This is a genomic window from Pseudoalteromonas sp. NCIMB 1079 (genome assembly GCF_040567695.1).
GTDB lineage: Bacteria > Pseudomonadota > Gammaproteobacteria > Enterobacterales > Alteromonadaceae > Pseudoalteromonas > Pseudoalteromonas distincta.
Window position 1 is genome coordinate 2,783,111 of the sequence record NZ_JBEWZA010000001.1, and the last position, 17,520, is coordinate 2,800,630.

General features: G+C 41.0%; 16 protein-coding genes. 3 read left to right on the plus strand and 13 right to left on the minus strand.

The window, feature by feature from the left end:
* Window position 1: 1 nt before the first annotated feature.
* The 7 genes from ispC to rpsB form a co-directional block, all read right to left on the minus strand.
* Window positions 2-1,207: a 1-deoxy-D-xylulose-5-phosphate reductoisomerase gene (ispC, locus tag ABX891_RS12840; RefSeq protein WP_354629679.1), complete on the minus strand. Its 1,206-nt coding sequence runs from the start codon at window positions 1,205-1,207 to the stop codon at window positions 2-4.
* Window positions 1,204-2,070, minus strand: a complete 867-nt coding sequence (locus ABX891_RS12845) for a phosphatidate cytidylyltransferase (RefSeq protein ID WP_354629680.1) — start codon at window positions 2,068-2,070, stop codon at window positions 1,204-1,206. Before ABX891_RS12845 ends, ispC begins: the two co-directional genes overlap by 4 nt.
* 19 nt (window positions 2,071-2,089) lie before the next feature.
* The gene (gene uppS, locus ABX891_RS12850) at window positions 2,090-2,869 is read right to left on the minus strand and encodes an undecaprenyl pyrophosphate synthase (RefSeq protein ID WP_354629681.1); all 780 of its coding nucleotides are present in this window, start codon (window positions 2,867-2,869) and stop codon (window positions 2,090-2,092) included.
* Window positions 2,870-3,112: 243 nt separating this feature from the next.
* A complete protein-coding gene (gene frr, locus ABX891_RS12855) occupies window positions 3,113-3,634 on the minus strand; it encodes a ribosome recycling factor (protein WP_206013162.1) in 522 nt (173 codons plus the stop codon).
* A gap of 49 nt (window positions 3,635-3,683) precedes the next feature.
* Complete coding sequence (gene pyrH / locus ABX891_RS12860; protein WP_024596498.1) at window positions 3,684-4,433, minus strand: UMP kinase; 750 nt, start codon at window positions 4,431-4,433, stop codon at window positions 3,684-3,686.
* A gap of 158 nt (window positions 4,434-4,591) precedes the next feature.
* Window positions 4,592-5,443, minus strand: a complete 852-nt coding sequence (gene tsf / locus ABX891_RS12865) for a translation elongation factor Ts (RefSeq protein ID WP_002958320.1) — start codon at window positions 5,441-5,443, stop codon at window positions 4,592-4,594.
* A 104-nt stretch (window positions 5,444-5,547) separates the two neighbouring features.
* Entirely contained in the window at window positions 5,548-6,276 is a 729-nt protein-coding gene (rpsB, locus tag ABX891_RS12870; protein WP_002958321.1) for a 30S ribosomal protein S2, read from the minus strand.
* Window positions 6,277-6,547: 271 nt separating this feature from the next.
* Here rpsB and map point away from each other — a divergent pair, with 271 nt between their 5' ends.
* From map to dapD, 3 genes are read left to right on the plus strand one after another with little or no spacing between them, the layout of a single operon-like run.
* Window positions 6,548-7,333 (plus strand): type I methionyl aminopeptidase, encoded by a 786-nt coding sequence (map, locus tag ABX891_RS12875; RefSeq protein ID WP_309166967.1) that lies wholly within the window; start codon window positions 6,548-6,550, stop codon window positions 7,331-7,333.
* Window positions 7,334-7,363: 30 nt separating this feature from the next.
* Window positions 7,364-9,982, plus strand: coding sequence for a [protein-PII] uridylyltransferase (glnD, locus tag ABX891_RS12880; protein ID WP_354629682.1), 2,619 nt, complete (start codon window positions 7,364-7,366; stop codon window positions 9,980-9,982).
* A gap of 9 nt (window positions 9,983-9,991) precedes the next feature.
* Window positions 9,992-10,819 (plus strand): 2,3,4,5-tetrahydropyridine-2,6-dicarboxylate N-succinyltransferase, encoded by an 828-nt coding sequence (gene dapD / locus ABX891_RS12885; RefSeq protein WP_354629683.1) that lies wholly within the window; start codon window positions 9,992-9,994, stop codon window positions 10,817-10,819.
* A gap of 132 nt (window positions 10,820-10,951) precedes the next feature.
* On the opposite strand, the gene ABX891_RS12890 is transcribed toward dapD, so the two are convergent.
* The 6 genes from ABX891_RS12890 to ABX891_RS12915 all read right to left on the minus strand — a co-directional run bounded on the left by ABX891_RS12890 (window position 10,952) and on the right by ABX891_RS12915 (window position 17,474).
* Window positions 10,952-12,037 carry a hypothetical protein gene (locus ABX891_RS12890; protein ID WP_354629684.1) on the minus strand — a complete coding sequence of 362 codons (1,086 nt, stop codon included), beginning with the start codon at window positions 12,035-12,037 and terminating at the stop codon, window positions 10,952-10,954.
* A 250-nt stretch (window positions 12,038-12,287) separates the two neighbouring features.
* Window positions 12,288-12,632 (minus strand): 4a-hydroxytetrahydrobiopterin dehydratase, encoded by a 345-nt coding sequence (locus ABX891_RS12895; protein ID WP_002958326.1) that lies wholly within the window; start codon window positions 12,630-12,632, stop codon window positions 12,288-12,290.
* Window positions 12,633-12,669: 37 nt separating this feature from the next.
* Window positions 12,670-13,467, minus strand: coding sequence for a phenylalanine 4-monooxygenase (gene phhA, locus ABX891_RS12900; RefSeq protein ID WP_002958327.1), 798 nt, complete (start codon window positions 13,465-13,467; stop codon window positions 12,670-12,672).
* Between the two features lie 237 nt (window positions 13,468-13,704).
* Window positions 13,705-14,886, minus strand: a complete 1,182-nt coding sequence (gene megL / locus ABX891_RS12905) for a methionine gamma-lyase (protein WP_138488753.1) — start codon at window positions 14,884-14,886, stop codon at window positions 13,705-13,707.
* 150 nt (window positions 14,887-15,036) lie between these two features.
* Entirely contained in the window at window positions 15,037-16,059 is a 1,023-nt protein-coding gene (locus tag ABX891_RS12910) for a TIGR01620 family protein (protein ID WP_354629685.1), read from the minus strand.
* Window positions 16,056-17,474 (minus strand): YcjX family GTP-binding protein, encoded by a 1,419-nt coding sequence (locus ABX891_RS12915; protein WP_354629686.1) that lies wholly within the window; start codon window positions 17,472-17,474, stop codon window positions 16,056-16,058. Before ABX891_RS12915 ends, ABX891_RS12910 begins: the two co-directional genes overlap by 4 nt.
* Window positions 17,475-17,520: the final 46 nt, after the last annotated feature.

Genomic DNA, 17,520 nt, shown 5'->3' on the forward strand with positions numbered 1-17,520 from the left:
ATTAATGCGCCACTTTTGTTATAAATTCTGAAGCGCTAATACGCGCTAATTTATCGCACTCTAAAATTTCATCTAAGCTTTGTACATTGGTATACGTTGCAGCTTCAAGCGTTTGTGCATTTATTTTGTATATATCAGTAAAACCAATTTTACCGTTTAAGAATGCACTTACTGCTATCTCATTTGCAGCATTAACCGTTGTAGTCGCGCCCTGCCCTGCACTACACGCATCAATCGCTAATTGTAAATTTGGATAGCGAGAAAAGTCAGGCTTGGTGAATGAGAAATCACATATATCAGAGAAGTTTAACGGTTTAACGCCTGCATTAATTCGCTCCGGGTATGCAAGTGCATGGGCAATTGGCGTGCGCATATCAGGGTTACCCATTTGCGCTAAAATAGAACCGTCATGATATTGCACCATTGAGTGAATAATACTTTGTGGATGAATCACTACGTCTATATCACTGGTGTCGCAATTGAATAACCACTTAGCTTCAATAAACTCTAAGCCTTTATTCATCATAGTGGCCGAGTCTACTGATATTTTTTGACCCATCGACCAGTTAGGATGCGCCACGGCTTCACTTACAGTTACATCTTTTAGTGTGTTTATATCGCGCGTTAAAAACGGGCCACCAGAACCGGTTAGCAAAATTTTACTTACGCCATGTTGCTGTAAATTTTGATCGCCTTTGGCATTTTGTAACGAAGAAGGTAGACATTGAAAAATAGCATTATGTTCGCTATCAATTGGCAGCAAGGTCGCTTTATGTTGTTTAACTTTATCAATAAACAACTGACCTGACATAACTAACGATTCTTTATTAGCAAGGAGTACTTTTTTACCTGCTTCTACTGCACTTAATGTTGGCAGTAAACCAGCTGCACCTACAATTGCCGACATCACGACATCAACATCTGAGTGAGCACATAAGTCGCACATTGCTTGCTCGTCGTGCATAACAAGCGTTTGGCATTGTGTATTAGCTAAATAAGCAGATAGCTGCTCAGCGGCTTGCTGGGTAGCCATAATCGCATAAAGTGGTTCGTGTTCAATACACAGCTCAGCCATTTTTTTTGCGTTTTGCCCTGCAGCTAAAACAAAAACATCAAATAACTCTTTATTGCGCGATACAACATCTAGTGTACTTAAACCAATTGAACCTGTTGCGCCTAAAATAACCAGCAATTGCTTTTGGCTCATAAACTAAGAGTCCACGCATAGCACATTACAAACATTGGAGCTGCAGCCGTTAAGCTGTCAATGCGATCTAAAATACCGCCGTGCCCAGGTAAACAACGGCCGCTATCTTTTAAACCGGCTTCACGTTTAAACATGCTTTCCAGTAAATCACCTACCGCAGAGAACAATGCAATAAATGCAGTCATTATCGCGTAGATAGGCCAAACACCTAAATCAACATCGGTAAAGTGACAAAATGCTAAAACAAAAATGATAGAAGCGACTACACCGCCTGCTAACCCTTCAATTGTTTTATTAGGGCTCACTTTTGGCATAAGTTTATGCTTACCAAAGCTCTTACCTGAAAAATAAGCACCAACGTCTGCACTCCACACAATACCCAATACGACTAAAATCAGTACCGAGCCAAAATGTGTTGATTCAGCATATTGCGCACTGCGCAGCGTATTTAGTGCAAGCCATAACGGCACAAGTGTTAATAAACCTGCAATGCCGCGCATTACTAAACCTTCATTCCACGCTTTAGCGATTTCTGGATAGCGCCAAATTAAATAACTAGCAACAATCCACCAAGCAAACGAAAGCGTAAATACGTAATTTGCATCACCTACTAGCTTGCCATTTTCCCATAGTGATTCAATAGGCCAATGTAAATTAAGCAGGCCAAGTAAGGCTGCAATCAATACAACAAAAGCACCACGTTTGAGCTTATCGCATAAACCCATAAACGCAGACCATTCCCATGCGCCTAATAATACTATTGCACCGGCAAAGTAACTAAATAACGTAAGCGGTGTATAAAAAACCAAAGCTAATGCCGATGGTGCAAGCACAAGTGAGGTTAAAATTCGTTGTTTTAACAAAATGTGACCCTTATTCTATTTAGGTTTGAGCGAGTAATTGTTTTATTTGTTCGCCCGTACAACCAAAACGTCGCTCTCTGGCAACGTAACACGCTATAGCCTCAGCAAATGCTGCTTCATTAAAATCAGGCCAAAGTGTCTCGGTAAAGTAAAGTTCTGCATAAGCAACTTGCCATAGTAAAAAATTACTAATACGAACATCGCCACCAGTGCGAATAAGTAAATCAGGTTCAGCCTGATCTGCCATGCTCATATGCTGTGCTAAGCGCTCTTCTGTAATATCTTCTGCGTTGAGTGTGCCTTGCGCAACTTGCAAAGCAAGTTGTTTAGCCGCGTTAGCCATATCCCAACGACCACCGTAATTAGCTGCAACATTTAAGCGCAATCCGGCATTATTTTCAGTCAGCTTATGCGCAGCGTCTACCTTGCTACGTAATCCTTCAGAAAATCGTGATAAATCTCCAATAATGGTCAGTTTTACATTGTTTTTATGAAGCTTTTTAACTTCCTTTGTTAAAACAAATAAGAAAAGCTCCATTAAAGTGTTTACTTCGTCTTCAGGGCGGCGCCAGTTTTCACTACTAAAAGCAAATAAGGTTAACGATTGTATCCCTAATTTAGTACAAAACTGAACAGATTGACGAACTGCGTCTACTCCTTTTTTATGCCCATACACACGAGGTCTATTTCTAGCTTGTGCCCAACGTCCGTTCCCATCCATGATGATAGCAACATGTTTAGGTAAACATTGCTGTGAAATTGTGTCAGCATCTAGAACCATAAATATCGAGTATTCCATAAAAAAACGCCGCCTAGTATACCCTAGACGGCGTTTCAAAACTAATAATTTTAATAGGTCCTGTCGACCTTTCAGGATTGTAATTTATTCAATCTAGGCAGAACCCTTTGGGCAGCGCGTTATTAGATTTTATGCATTGCTATCGCCTAATAATGGGGAATAACCTCACTACGTAGGCTCTGCCTTGCCTTAAAACCAAACACACTACTGCAAACTCTACCTTAAAAGATAAACAGGCCCTACTTAGATTTCCATTAACTCTGCTTCTTTAGCAGCTAATAGAGTATCCATTTCTTTGATAAACTTATCTGTAAGTTTTTGAATCGCATCATCTGATTGACGCGCTTCATCTTCAGATATTTCTTTATCTTTTAATAAACCTTTTACATCACCATTAGCATCACGACGAATGTTACGAATAGCAACACGACCGCCTTCAACTTCGCCACGTACAATTTTGATTAGGTCTTTACGACGCTCTTCTGTAAGTGGAGGAAGTGGTACACGAATAACAGTACCTGCCGACATAGGGTTTAAACCTAAGTCAGACGCCATAATTGCTTTTTCAACAGCTTGCGCTAAAGACTTATCAAATACACCAATAGCAAGTGTACGAGAATCTTCAATTGTTACGTTAGCAACTTGGTTTAAAGGCGTTGGTGCACCGTAGTACGACACCATAATGCCATCTAGGATTGCAGGATGTGCACGGCCAGTACGAATTTTAGATAATTGGCTACCTAGTGCAGTTACACTTTTTTGCATGCGCGCTTGCGCGTCTTTTTGAATATCGTTAATCACGGTTTAATCCTAATTATTTGATTATTTCATCTGAGGCTTGTGAAGAAATAAGTGTTCCTTCTTCTTCACCCATAATTACGCGTTTTAGCGCGCCTGATTTATTCATATTAAATACGCTCAATGGCATATTGTGATCGCGGGCTAGAGTAAATGCCGCTAAATCCATAACTTTTAATTCTTTTTCAATGATTTCATTGTAGCTTAAGTGGCTGTAAAGCGTCGCTTCTGGGTTTTTAACAGGATCATCACTGTACACGCCATCCACTTTAGTCGCTTTAATTACTGTATCCGCTTCAATTTCGATACCGCGTAAACACGCTGCAGAATCGGTAGTAAAAAATGGGTTACCGGTGCCCGCTGCAAAAATAACAACGCGGCCAGTTTTCAATAAACTAATTGCTTCAGCCCAGTTATAAGCGTCACATACACCATTTAGCGGAATAGCCGACATTAAACGACAGTTTACAAATGCACGGTGTAGCGCATCACGCATTGCAAGGCCATTCATAACCGTTGCAAGCATACCCATGTGGTCGCCTACTACGCGGTTCATACCAGCTTCTGCAAGTGAACCACCGCGTAAAAAGTTACCTCCACCAATAACTAAACCCACTTCTACGTCAAGCTCTACTAGCTCTTTAATTTCTTGTGCCATACGGTCTAAAACTTTAGGGTCGATGCCGAAGCCTTCGTCTCCCATTAAAGCTTCACCACTTAATTTGAGAAGAACACGTCTAAAAATAGGTTTGCGATTGATAGTCATAGTATAGGGGCCAACTTTTATTGAATTATGGATAAAAAATAACCGCGCTTATGTTAAACATAAAAGCGCGGTTATTTTAAAGAATTTCTAGCTGTGAAGCAAAACCAAATAGTACTTTAATTGCATCTAATTTCCTTTTGCATCACAAATAGTTAATCTTACTGACCTTTAGCAGCTGCAATTTGAGCAGCAACTTCAGCAGCAAAATCTTCTTCTTTCTTCTCGATACCTTCACCAACTTCTACACGTACAAAGCCAGTAACTGTTGCGTTTTTCTCTTTAAGAATATCGCCAACAGATTTTTTAGGTTCCATGATGAAAGCTTGACCAGTAAGAGAAACCTCACCAGTGAATTTTTTCATGCGACCAACAACCATCTTCTCAGCGATTTCAGCAGGCTTGCCTTCATTCATCGCGATTTCGATTTGTACTTGCTTTTCTTTTTCTACAACGTCAGCTGGTACGTCTGAAGGAGTTAAGTACTCTGGACGTGAAGCAGCAACGTGCATTGCAACGTGCTTAAGTGTTTCTTCATCAGCAACACCTGCAACAACAACACCGATACGGTCGCCATGACGGTACTCAACTAGGTTTTCACCAGCGATGTACTGCAGACGACGTACGTTGATGTTTTCGCCAATTTTAGTTACTAGCTCAACACGGTCTTCTTCAAACTTAGCTTGTAAGTCTTCGATAGTAAGAGTGTCAGCAATTGCAGCTTCAGCAACTTTATCAGCAAATGCTAAAAAGCTTACGTCTTTTGCAACGAAATCTGTTTGACAGTTAACTTCTACTAGTACTGCAACACCAGCGTTTTGCTTGATGATGATAGTACCTTCAGCAGCAATGTTACCTGCTTTTTTAGCAGCTTTAGCAGCGCCACTTTTACGCATGTTTTCAATCGCTAACTCGATGTCGCCATCAGTCTCAGTTAACGCTTTTTTACAATCCATCATGCCAGCGCCTGTGCGCTCGCGTAATTCTTTAACTAGGGCAGTAGTTACAGCCATTAGTAAATCCTCAAATCTGAAATCTGGTTTAGATAAGCGGGTTACCCGCTCTACAAGAATAACAAGTCTTCACCTTAAAAAGATGAAGACTTGATGATAGCTAATTACTCAGCTTCAACGAAATCGTCTTTCTCAGCTTGAGCAACGATGTTATTCTCGCGACCTTCAGTGATAGCAGCTGCAACAGCGCTAGTGTAAAGGCTTACAGCACGGATAGCATCATCGTTACCAGGAACGATGTAATCAACGCCGTCTGGGTTAGAGTTAGTATCAACGATTGCAACAACAGGGATACCTAGGTTGTTTGCTTCACGGATAGCAATGTGCTCGTGGTCAGCATCGATAACGAAAAGTGCGTCTGGAAGACCGCCCATGTTTTTGATACCACCAAGGCTCTTTTCAAGCTTTTCCATTTCGCGGTTAAGCATTAACGTTTCTTTCTTAGTTAATTTCTCGAAAGTACCGTCTTGGCTTTGTGCTTCAAGGTCTTTAAGACGCTTGATTGATTGACGTACAGTTTTCCAGTTAGTCAACATACCACCTAACCAACGGTGATTTACGAAGAACTGATCGCTTTCTAAAGCAGCTGCTTTAACTGCGTCGCTTGCTGCGCGCTTAGTACCAACGAAAAGAACTTTACCTTTGTTTGCTGCAGCACTTGATAAAAACTTAAGTGCGTCGTTGAACATTGGTACAGTTTGCTCAAGGTTGATGATATGTACACGGTTACGTGTGCCGAAGATGAAAGGCTTCATCTTAGGGTTCCAGTAACGTGCTTGGTGACCAAAGTGAACACCAGCTTGAAGCATATCGCGCATTGAAACGTTTGCCATTTTATAGATCCTCTATAGTTGTTTAGGGTTAGGCCTCCACATATCCCATAGCACCAACACCGAAGTAATTAAACTTCAAATGCACCCAAGTGTATGTGACGATACGTGTGTGTGTTAAAATAAAATTGTGTTTGCCTTAAATACAAAAAATCATTTAAGAATTTATTTGTAAAAAGACGGCGCGCTTTATACCATATTAAAATTAAATACTCAACGTCGCGTGCAAAATTTGTTCGGCGATAAATGTTAGAAACTCAACTTTGGAGCCTCAATGAGCGCTATTATCAAGACCCCTGAAGAAATAGAGAAAATGCGCGTAGCTGGGCGCTTAGCGGCCGATGTACTTGAAATGATCGGACCTCATGTAGTGCCGGGTGTTACCACCGATGAGCTAAATACACTTTGTCATGATTATATTGTTAATGTGCAACAAGCAATCCCTGCTCCGTTAAATTATCATGGCTTTCCAAAATCAGTTTGTACGTCAGTTAATCATGTTATTTGTCACGGAATTCCAAATGACAAAGCATTAAAAGAAGGCGACAGCGTAAATATTGACGTAACAGTCATTAAAGATGGCTACCACGGCGATACTTCTAAAATGTTCCAGGTTGGAACACCAAACATCCAAGCTAAGCGTCTTTCAGAAGTAACACAAGAAAGCTTATACCTTGCTATTAAAATGGTAAAACCAGGTGTGCGCTTAGGTGATATTGGCTCTGCTATTCAAAAATATGCCGAAAGTTTTAATTACTCTATTGTTCGTGAATATTGCGGCCACGGTATTGGCGCAGGATTTCACGAAGAACCACAAGTAATGCACTACGGTAAAGCGGGTACTGGCGAAACTCTAAAAGCGGGCATGTGCTTAACAATTGAACCAATGGTTAATGCGGGTAAACGCCAATGTAAGCTACTTAAAGATGATTGGACTGTAGTAACTCGCGACCGCAGCTTGTCTGCACAGTGGGAACATACTTTATTAGTGACTGAAAATGGTGTTGAAATTTTAACGCTACGATCAGATGATACTATCGACAGGATCATAGAACACTAATAATAAATAAGAAATTAGGAGCCAGCCCACGTGGCATTACCCAACAAAGTAAAAAAGTTGCTCAGCGATGCTGAGCAACTTAGTGATTATCGCGATTGTTCTAGCTATTTTTATAAATGGTTACATAACGAATTTTCTAAACAACCGGTTGGGAATTTAATTAATGCCCGGGCTGAGTTTATTGACCGCCTACTAATTAAGCTTTTTCATGTTTACGACTTAGCGTGCGAACCTGATTTAGCATTAATAGCAGTAGGCGGATACGGACGAGGGGAGCTACATCCCTACTCCGACATCGACTTTTTATTGCTTGTAACTAAACCGCCAAGCGAAGAAATATGCGAAAAAATAGGCCAGTTTGTCACCATGCTATGGGATCTCAACTTAGAGATTGGTCACAGCGTGCGCACTATAGAACAAGCCATTGATCAAAAACGTGAAGACGTTACTTTTGCCACCAGCTTACTTGAAAGCCGCCTTATTTTTGGTAATCATATTGAGTTTGAAAAACTCAAAACGCATATTCTAGAAACACCCGTATGGCGCTCCGGTGAGTTTTTTACTGCCAAAGTTCAAGAACAAAACTTACGTCACAAAAAGTGCCACGGCACCGCGTATAATCTTGAGCCAAACATTAAAGAAAACCCCGGTGGCCTGCGCGACTTGCAAACCATTATTTGGGTTGCAAAAAAGCACTTTAGAACCGAAACTCTGCAAGAGTTAATAAGTCACGGCTACTTAACCCATGAAGAGTTTCAAGAGCTTTCAGAGTGCCTTGAGAACCTATGGAATATTCGCTTTGCACTGCATCTAGCCGCAGGTCGGGCTGAAAACCGCTTATTGTTTGATCATCAACCACAAGCCGCCGAAATTTTAGGTTTTGGTAGCGACGGTAAAGCCTCTGTTGAGCGTATGATGAAGCGCTTATTTAGAATAATGAGCCGCGTTCGTGAACTTAACCAAATGCTACTTTCATACTTTGAGCAAAGTATCATGCCCGAAAGTAGTGAAAAAACGGTGATAGTACTCGACAGAAACTTTGAGCAAGTGGGTCATCAAATACGCGTAAAAGATCCATCTGTATTTTTTAGACGTGACCAACTTTTTGTATTGTTTGAGCACATAGCAGACAACCCTACAATAACGCATATTTACCCAAGCACTATTCGTACAATTCGCCAAGTACGCCGTCGTTTATTGGGGGATTTACAAGATTATGCAGCCTGTCGTGAAGCCTTTTTACGCTTAGTTAAACACCCTAATGGTATGGGCCGCGCATTTACGCTTATGCACAAGCACGGCATGCTTGCCGCCTACTTACCGCAGTGGCGTAATATATTTGGACAAATGCAGTTCGATTTGTTTCACGCCTACACCGTAGATGAGCATACTCACAAATTAATCAAAAATATTTACGAATACTTTGATAAAACAGGCATTAGCGAGTTTCCTATTTGTAGTGAAATAGTCACTCGAATGGACAAACCAGAGCTACTTTATTTAGCCGGTATATTTCACGACATTGCTAAAGGCCGAGGGGGAGATCACTCAGAACTTGGCGCTGTTGATGCTATAGCCTTTGCTAAATTACATGGTTTTTCATCCTCTGATTCGAAATTAGTAGCATGGCTTGTAAGTAACCATTTACTTATGTCGGTTACCGCGCAGCGTAAAGATATTAACGACCCTGCTGTAATAAAAGACTTTGCAACACGTATTAAAACAGAGCGCCAACTCGACTATTTATATTGTTTAACCGTTGCCGACATACGTGCAACCAACGACAACTTATGGAACGATTGGAAAAACACCCTACTGCGTGAATTGTACTTGCACACGCAGCGCGCATTACGCCTAGGGCTTGAAAACCCAATGGATCAACGCGACCAAATTCGCGATAAAAAGCACCAAGCTAAACAACGTCTACTCAACTTAGGTTACCCTGAGAATAAAATTGATTTAATTTGGAGTCGCTTTAAAGCCAACTACTTTACCGCCTTTAGCGAACAACAAATATCGTGGCAAAGTGAGCATTTATTAAGCAGCACCGATTTAAGCCAACCCAGTGTAATTGTATCTAACAAAGCAATGCATGGGGGTACACAAGTATTTGTATACAGCCCCTACTCTGGTGCGCTATTTGCGAGATTAGTGAGTGTAATTGGCTCTAAAAAAGCACAAATACAACACGCGCAAGTACTGACCACAAAAGACGGTTACGTCCTGTTTAGCTTTGTAATACTTGAAGTAAGTGGCGACCCTATAGCGAGCGGTCGAGCGCAATCAATTAAACGCGGGCTTGAGCAAGCACTTAGCGATCCACGCAAAAAAATTCGCTTTAAAAAGAGCCGCTCTCAACGCTTTAAAGATTTTAATATTAAACCTAAAATTGTGTTGCGCCCACATGCACGCAAAGACCGTAGCTTAATAGAAATTCAAGCCGTCGATATACAAGGTTTACTAACCAAAATAGCCGAAGTTTTCCAAGCGCATTTACTACACATTCACGCTGCCCGTATTACAACGGTAGGTGAACGTGCCGAGGATTTCTTTGTTGTATCTAATAACGAATACCAAGCGCTGACTGATGAAGAGCAAGCAAAAATTCATCAGGCATTACGTAAAAAATTCAACGCCGAAACAGAATAGAGGACACACATGTCAGATTTAAAAACGATGATCGAAAACGCATGGGACAACCGTGATAGCATTAGCCCAAGCACAGTATCTAGCGACGTAAAGCAAGCCATTATCGACGCACTTGATTTACTTGATAGCGGCGCAGCACGCGTTGCCGAAAAAATATCAGGTGAATGGGTTGTACACCAGTGGCTTAAAAAAGCAGTATTACTGTCGTTTCGTATTCGCGACAACCAACCAATGAACGACGGCGTAAACCAATTTTACGACAAAGTACCACTTAAATTTAGCGACTACACGCCAGAGCAATTTCAGCAAGGTGGTATGCGCGTAGTACCAAACGCAGTAGCGCGTAAAGGCAGCTTTGTAGGTAAAAACGTCGTACTTATGCCATCGTACGTAAACATTGGCGCATATGTTGACGACGGCACCATGGTTGATACATGGGCGACTGTAGGCTCATGTGCACAAATTGGTAAGAACGTACATTTATCAGGTGGCGTAGGCATAGGCGGCGTTTTAGAGCCTCTACAAGCTAACCCAACTATCATTGAAGACAACTGCTTTATTGGCGCACGTTCTGAAATTGTTGAAGGCGTAATTGTTGAAGAAGGCGCGGTAATTTCAATGGGCGTTTACATCAGCCAAAGCACCCGTATTTATGACCGCGAAACTGGCGAAATTCACTACGGCCGCGTACCAGCAGGCGCAGTAGTTGTACCTGGCGCACTACCGTCAAAAGATGGCACCCACAGTCTATACGCTGCAATTATCGTGAAAAAAGTAGATAAGCAAACACGTGAAAAAGTAGGCATAAACGACCTACTACGCTCAATTGATGAGTAACACGTAGGTTAGTTGAGTGAAACGAAACCCAACGATACGTTGAATTAAAGTGTTTTTGCTAAACTTTAATTGTACATAGAAAAGCTCTAAGCCCTTTGGGTTTAGAGCTTTTTTGTTTATGGCAATAAACTCTCAATCAAGCAGCATTATTTTTGCCTTAATGAATAACGTATTAACTGGATCTTCTATCTTAAAGTCATATATGTAGTCTGTTTCTTCATTAAATCTTTTTAGGTAATAATTAGCTAAAGGATCATAGCGACTCTCATGCAGCCAACTGTAAAACTTCCCTAACTCATAACTTAGCTTTCGACTTAAATCTGATTTAGGCTCAAGAAGTCCGTCATTATCTAAATCTATAATATTCATCAATTGGAGGTTTATTTTTAGTTCATCAATTAATAACTCTAACGACCTTCTGTAATTAGCAGCCTTAATTTCAAGATCTGGCTCTAAAGGCTCGGCTTCGTAAACCATAATTAAATTATCAATAACATCATTATAATAATCATTGTTTAATCTTATCTCAGACTCATTTTTTAAAATATATAACTGCTCTAAATAGGATGCTTTAGTTTCTATAGGTTGCCTAGTTAAATTCAGCTTAAAATCGTTAAATAATTTTGTTATTGCTTGAGATAAAACATCTAGATAGTCATACCTCTTAAGAAGAAAGCAAAACAGCTCGTTAGAGTTAAGAACCATAACTAAATCACTCTCACCCACTTTATTGCTGTATAAGTTAACAGTAAGCTCATCATTATCCATGTGGTCATCATAAGGCCAACTAGCAAACCTTTTACAGTCTGAATGATTCAAATTTACAGGGTGAGCACCAAATGACGCTCTTATTGATTTGAAGTAGCTGTTGTCGTCCTCATCAAATAAACGATTTGTAAAACACTCCTTTTCGCCGAAGAAAGGCAGAGTCCTCGGGTTTATAAACACTCGGTGTAGTTGGGTTATTGCTTCTGAAACGAGATCTATTGCAGAAATTAAAGAAAACATCTGCATTACACGCACATCAATATTTTCCTCAAACCCTGGGGTATGTTGTAAATACCTAATAGATACAGTGATCCAATCCATACAAGAACAAATTAGATTCCATTGGTTTTTGCCATTTTTATTATGATAAGTGTTATAAACAAAACTTGAATTGGAATTTACTAGATCTCTAAAGTCAGAAATCTTGTCATCCTTGATCGCCTTTTCCATTAACTTTTACTCTGAAGCTAGTTATTAGCTCTAAAATATCACTAAAAATACAAACGTATAAAGAAAAAAGGAATTTTTTAATCTAGGTCGAAAGAAAGTATTGGTGGTAAAAAAAGCACCGAGGTAAATAAGTTCATTAAAGATTCGTTGGGTTTCGTTTCACTCTACCCAACCTACGCTAATAACCTCCCAAAACCAAAAAAGCACTTATAAAGTAAGTGCTTTTGTTGGTTTGCTCAATTAGTATGGTTTACAGCGCGTTAAATACGTCGTCTGTTTTAGCTGCGCAAATAAAGTCGTTTTTGTGTAGGCCTTTAATTGAATGGCTCCACCATGTGACGGTTACTTTGCCCCACTCGGTTAGTAGACCTGGGTGATGGCCTTCGTCTTCTGCCATGTCGCCTACTTTGTTAGTAAACGCGATAGCCTGTTTGAAGTTTTTAAATTTATAAACACGCTCAAGCTGCATAATGCCGTCGCGTACTTCTGGTACCCAGTCTGGGATTTTAGTAATTAATTGTGCTAACTCTTCGTCAGATACTTTTGGCGCATCTACATGACAGGCTTCGCATTTTTGTGCACTTAATGAAGACATTCTAAATCCTTACTTTTAGCTTTTTTAGCATTAATATTTAACTGGCTAATTTTTCTTTTGGTGGAAATTTTGGGTCGTGCAAACCAAGCTCTTTAGCTCGCTCAACCAAAGTCATAATATCCATTTGTGATATATCAAACAGATCATGAATCGAATTTATGGTGTAGTACTGTGGTTGCATAATATCAATACGGTACGGCGTACGCAGTACATCAAGCACATTCATTGGGCTGATTTCTGGCGTATTTGAGTATACGTACTGAGTCTCCCCTGGGCTTGATAAAATGCCGCCGCCGTAAATACGCAGGCCATCTTCGGTTTGCATTAAACCAAATTCAACCGTAAACCAGTATATACGCGCAAGGTATACGCGGTCCTTTTTCTGCGCTGCGTAACCTAATTGCCCGTACTTGTGTGTAAACTCGGCAAAGTCAGGATTAGTTAGCATGGCGCAATGGCCAAATATTTCATGAAAAATATCAGGCTCTTGTAGGTAATCAAATTCTTCGCGGCTACGAATAAATGTAGCTACCGGAAACTGCTTGTTTGCCAGTAATCTAAAAAACTCATCAAAGTCGATAAGCGCAGGTACTGGCGCAACTTGCCAACCGGTAGTGGCCAGCAACACTTCGTTTAGTTCGCTTAACTGCGGAATACGGTCGTGCGGCAGGTTAATCTTTTTTAACCCTTGCATGTACTCGTTGCAGGCTTTGCCTTCAATGCATGCAAGTTGGCGCGCTACAAGCTCAGACCAAATTTTATTTTCTTCATCACTCCAATGTATAACACCATTTTCGTCTGGTGTTTTGGATGTGTATTTACTTGCTTTAGCCATAAGTACCTTCTTGGGTGTGAGCCCTAAATCGGTGTCAGTGTGATACTCAAACCTAATGAATATCGAATGACCCCATACTATGCAAAAGTGAAGAAAAGTTTAATAGATAGGCTAACATCAGTATTTAGCGCGATCACCTGGACCGTAAAGTTAAAATTACAGTTGTGGCACATTAAAAATACAGCCCCTTAAATAAAGGCCTGCAGGTTATTTTTATGTGTACACAATTAAATACATCTAACCAATTTTAGTAAAGGCTTGGTCTAAATCACTAATAATGTCGTTAACATCTTCAAGCCCAACCGAGAGTCTGATCAGCCCATCACTTATTCCAGCGGCAGCTCGCTCCTCTGGCGTATAAGGCGAGTGAGTCATAGATGCAGGATGCTGAATTAGTGTTTCAGCGTCGCCGAGGCTTACTGCAAGTGTACAAAGTTTCATACTATCAATAAATTGAGCGCCATCTTGTAGCGTGCCTTTTATTTCAAACGCAATAACACCACCAGCGGCTTTCATTTGATTACCAATAAACTTATAACCTGGGTGCGATTTAAGCCCCGGGTAATATACGGTGCTTACTTGTGGGTGAGCTTCTAGATATTGCGCTATTGTTTGTGCGCTTTGACAATGGCGTTCTATTCTAATAGCGAGTGTTTTTAGGCCTCGATTAATTAGCCATGCATCGTGTGGGCTTATGGTTGCACCAATATCTTTTAATACGGTCATTTTAATGTGTGTTATGTGCTCAAGCGATCCACATACAATACCCGCTACTACGTCTCCGTGGCCGTTTAAGTACTTGGTCGCACTGTGCATTATAATGTCGATGCCGTATTTTTTAGGCGATTGCAGTAGCGGCGTTAAAAAGGTGTTGTCGACCACACTAATTAAATTGTGTTCTTTAGCAACTGCGCCAATCAGTGCCAAATCAATAACCGCCATAGTGGGGTTGATTGGCGTTTCTACAAATATCATTTTTGAATTAGGTTTGATGGCAGCGCGTAGTTCGTCCTCGTTGGTCATATCAACAAAAGTGACTTCGATTCCCCAGCGCGGCAACATATGCGAGAAAAACGCAAAGGTACAACCATATAAAGCACTTGAGGCAACAAGATGATCTCCCTGCGATAAAAAGCTCAGTACTGAGGCAGATACAGCCCCCATACCTGTTGCGGTAGCAGCAGCTGCTTCACAGCTCTCTAGTTGAGCAACTTTTTGCTCAAGCTCTGTAGTTGTGGGATTTCCTAAGCGCGTATAAATATAGCCAGGTTCGTCGCCTGCAAAACGCGCAGCACCTTGTGCGGCATTTTCAAAATGAAAGGTAGAGGTTTGATACAAAGGAGAAGTGAGTGCGCCGTGCGGGTCGTTTGCTTTTTGTGGTCCGTGAATACACTGGGTGTTTATATGATGCTTGCTCATTGTAGGCTCATTTTTTGATTATTATGTTTTTGCGATTCAACAATCAAAACGTATGCGCTTACAAACAGCAAGCATGCCGGATGCTCAGATGGCTATTTGTGTAAAAACCGTGCAGCGCACGTTTGTACACAAATATTGCCACTACCTTTACTACGTTGAATCAGCCTTTTTACGGCTCATAATTTTACCTGCGATGCTTTGCACAGTGCCTTTTAGTAAGCTGCGTTTGTTTTCAAGCCGTGGTAATGGGCGACTAAGCTCCATTGCTTTGTAACCAATACGCGCTGTAAAAATACCAGCACTGACCCCTTGCGCTGCCCGCCCCGAAAGCTTACCTAAAAGCTCAGCACTTAGTGCAGTTGCAGCAAGGTCAGATACAAGCTCTGCACTGCCAACAAACATTACTTGTTTTATCAGCATACGGTATAACTTTATGCGGCTCGCGTAACCAAAACCAATGCCGTAAATTTTACCAATTTGTTCTATTAATTTAGTACCGCGCCAAAGCACAGCCATCATATCCACCAGCGCAAGTGGGCTTAGGGCAACTAGTAGAGCTGATTCAGTCGCAAAACGATTTATAAGCTTTTTAGCTTTGGTGTCTTGGGTTATTAATAAACTGTTGGCGTACAGCGTCATTATTTCTTTGTCGCTGTGATGCATCGCTACTTGATTTTTAAAGGTTTCAAAGTTATCAAGCTCCTGATGTTTATTGAGTTTTTCGAGCCAAGGTAATGCACCGCCTACTTGCTCGCTGTTTAAAAGCCTGTCGGCTTCAACTCGGTGCAGTTGGTTACGCTTTAAACTGCGCAACATTCGGTACTCTCGCCACAATAAGCGCCCTATTAGCAGCACGCCACTTACAACTGCTGTTAAATAAACACTGCCTAAAATAATTGACTGCTCGAAAGCAAATAATAACGAATATGCAAACTCTAAAAGCACCAGTACTATAAAACTAATGGCAAAAACACCTTTGAGCGTTTGCCACTTTGACTTTTTATAAACAGGCTCCAGATCTATTTCTGGCTCTAGTGCTTCATCTTCAAGTTCTTCGTAATCACTTTGCCCGTGCTGAATAATTTTTGCAGATGCTAAAACGGGTTCGTTTTTCTCAATGCTTTGCGTATCTATGCGACGCCCTGCTTGAAATGGTTGGTTTGACTCACTCATGTTAATTTGTCTCCTAGCAGGTACTGCATGACATGATCTAATCGAATATGTTTTAGTTGTTTATCGGGGCTCGGCATTGGGGAGAACGATAAAAACTCAAATCCCTGTGCTGGCCACTCATTTTTATTAAGCATCCGCGAGGGAGGTTGCGGCGGTAAATACGTAAGCCAATCAGGCTCGTGTAATGGTTTACCGTAAATGCAATCAAGCGTTTGGCCTTTGTCGGTAATTTGGCGCGGTTGCGTTGCTGTAATTGACGACATAGCCATGGTTTCTATTTTTACACCATCAAACTTTAAATGATTACTTTGCTCATGCACGAGCGAATCAAGCAGTAGTGCTAAATCTTTATGGTGTTTTGCACTTATATGATCTGATTTATTAGCTGCAAATAATATTTTGTCTATGTTGGGCTTAAATAAACGTTTAAAAAAGCCTGACTCACCATAGTTAAAGTGTGCGAGTAATTGGTTTATTACACTGCTTTGCTCTTGAAGTGTTTCGTGCCCTTCGTTTAAAGCACTAAGTACATCTACAAGTACGATTTGGCGATCGAAGTGTCTAAAATGCTCATTATAAAATGGTTTTACAACTTCTTTTATATAGGCGTTAAAACGCTTAATTAAATGCGCTAAATTAGAACCCGCAACGACATCGTCACTGTTTATTTTACCCGATACCGGAAAAAACAATAACAATGGCGCGCCTTGTAAGTCGCCAGGCATTAGCATGCGCCCAGGTTGTAACATGGCGAGTTTGGTGTCTTTTTTAAGCCCTACCAACATGCTTTGATAAAGCTGAGCAATATGAGCAAGTGCGTTTTCATCAACGGGAGCGTTTAAGTCAAGTTGCTCAACGGCCATTAAAAAATCAGTTGATGTGTTTACGCGCGAAGGCTGAGTTAATAACGGATATTGCTGCTCGCACCATTGAGCATAGCTTTGCTCAAGCATAGGTAAATCAAGGAGCCATTCACCCGGGTAGTCAATAATATCTAAATAAAGCGTTGATTGCGGCGAAAAGTGGCCGCGCAGCCCTGCATTACTTTGATACTTTATTGCCAAGCGCAGCGTATTAATACGCTCGGTAGATGCAGGCCATGTAGGCACCCCATCGCTTGGTAATAATGAATTTAGCGCGCGGGTATAATTAAACGTAGGGACTTTTAACGCCTCTTGCGGCACAACTTTAGTGGCCACATGGCGGTGCTCGCGCATTACATCAAAAAAAGGCAAGTTTTTATCGTCTGCTTGGGTTGTTAAGTGTTTAACAAGCGCGGTAATAAAGGCTGTTTTACCACTACCACTTAGGCCAGTTACAGCAAGCTTTACGTGTTGGTCTAAACTGCGATGAAGGGCTTTTTGTGCTTTGCCTTTAATGCTTTTAAAGGTCTTTTTTGCAAATGATTGGCTCATAAAGTGTCTTGCACCTAATTTGCCGTAATTTATCACGCTGCAAATA